1 protein-coding gene is annotated in these 1740 nt (G+C 75.4%); it reads right to left on the bottom strand.

Annotated elements, in window-relative coordinates; translation table 11 throughout:
- Positions 1-1740: polyketide synthase dehydratase domain-containing protein (locus tag DEH69_RS24230; protein ID WP_181727583.1), on the bottom strand; the 1740-nt coding region annotated here is incomplete at both ends.

Here is a 1740-nt window from a genome sequence, read left to right as displayed (position 1 = left end):
GCGCCACAAGACCACCCAACGCACCCGACGCACCAGTGATCAACACCGACTCACCCAGGGGCGAGGCTGGCTCCTCCGGCGCCCCGGTCCACCGGGCCAGCCGAGGCACCAGGGCGACGTCGCCTCGGATGGCGACCTGGGGCTCGCCGGTGGCCAACGCCAGGTCCACGGCCGCCCGTTCGGCATCGGAACCGCTCCCAGAAGCGCTCCCGGAACCGGTTCCGGCCATGTCGACCAGGACGAAACGCCCCGGGTCCTCCGACTGGGCGCTGCGCACCAGGCCCCACACCGCCGCGCCCGCGAGGTCGGTGACGTCGCCGCCGTCCACCGACACCGCGCCCCGCGTGACCACGACGAGGCGTGGGCCCGCTGACTGCAACGCGTCGAGGGCCTGGTTCACGGCGGACCGCGCGTCAGCGCCGTCGATGCGCAGGATGTCCACGTCCGACGGGGCGACGCCGCCCGCCGCCGCGGGAGTCCAGGTGAGGTGGTAGAGCGAGTCGGTGTGGGTGGCCTTGAGGTCCCCTGCGGGCCGCAGGGTCACGGCCTCGACGGTCGCGACGGGCTCGCCCGTGGCATCGGCGATCGTCAGGGCCATGGCGCCTTCGGGCAGCCGGGTGACGCGGACCCGCAGGGCGCCCGCGCCCGAGGCGTGCAGCTCGACGCCACGCCAGGAGAACGGCAGGTGCGCCGCCTCGCCCTCGGCCGCGCCCGACAGGGCGAACGCGCGCAGGCCCGCTTCGAGGACGGCCGGGTGCAGGCCGAACGCGCCGGGGTCGGCGTTGTCGGGCAGGGCGACCTCGGCGAAGATCTCGTCGCCGCGCCGCCACGCGGCGCCGAGCCCGCGGAAGGCGGGCCCATAGGCCAATCCAGCGGCGGCGAGCCGGTCGTGGAACCCGTCCAGGTCAACCCGTTCGGCGCCGGAGGGCGGCCACGAGGTCAGCTCGCTTCCGCCCGAGGCGCCCGGCGCGTCAGGGGTGCCCGCGGCGAGCAGGCCGACCGCGTGCCGCGTCCACGGGGCGTCGAGCGCGTTCTCGTCGCGCGCGTACACCGTCAGGGAGCGGGAGGCCGAGGCGTTCGCGGCCCCGACGACGACCTGGACGGCGACACCGCCGCGCTCGGGGAGGACGAGCGGCGTCTCGACGGTCAGCTCGTCGACGCGGCCGCAGCCGACCTCGTCGCCCGCGCGCACCGCGAGCTCGACAAAGCCGGTGGTGGGGAACACGACGGCGTCGCCCACGGCGTGATCGGCCAGCCACGGCTGTGAACCGATCGAGAGCCGACCGGTAAACACCAACTCGTCGGACTCCGCCATCATGACGGTCGCCCCGAGCAGCGGGTGCCGGGCCGCGCCCAGGCCCATGGACGCGGGGTCGGCGTTCGCCGCGCCGTCGATCAGCCAGTACCGCCTGCGCTGGAACGGATAGGTCGGCAGGTCGACGCGCCGGGCACCGCGCCCGGCGAACACCGCGCTCCAGTCGACGGGCACGCCCGCGGCGAACAGCCGCCCCACGGCGGTGAGCAGCGTCGCGGTCTCGGGCCGATCGCGCCGGAGGGTCGCGGTGGCGAGCGCGCCGTCGACCATGGCGGTCAGCACGCCGTCGGGGCCGATCTCCAGGAAGCGGGTGACGCCCTCGTCCTGCAACCTGCGCACATCGTCGGCGAAGCGCACGGCGTCGCGGACATGCCGCACCCAGTAGTCGGCCGAGGCGACGTCCTTGGGGAAGCGGATCTCCGGGC

The organism is Streptomyces sp. PT12 (genome assembly GCF_003311645.1).
Lineage (GTDB): Bacteria > Actinomycetota > Actinomycetes > Streptomycetales > Streptomycetaceae > Streptomyces.
The sequence above is the reverse complement of the archived record's forward strand: the minus strand, read 5'-3'. Positions and strand labels throughout refer to the sequence as shown.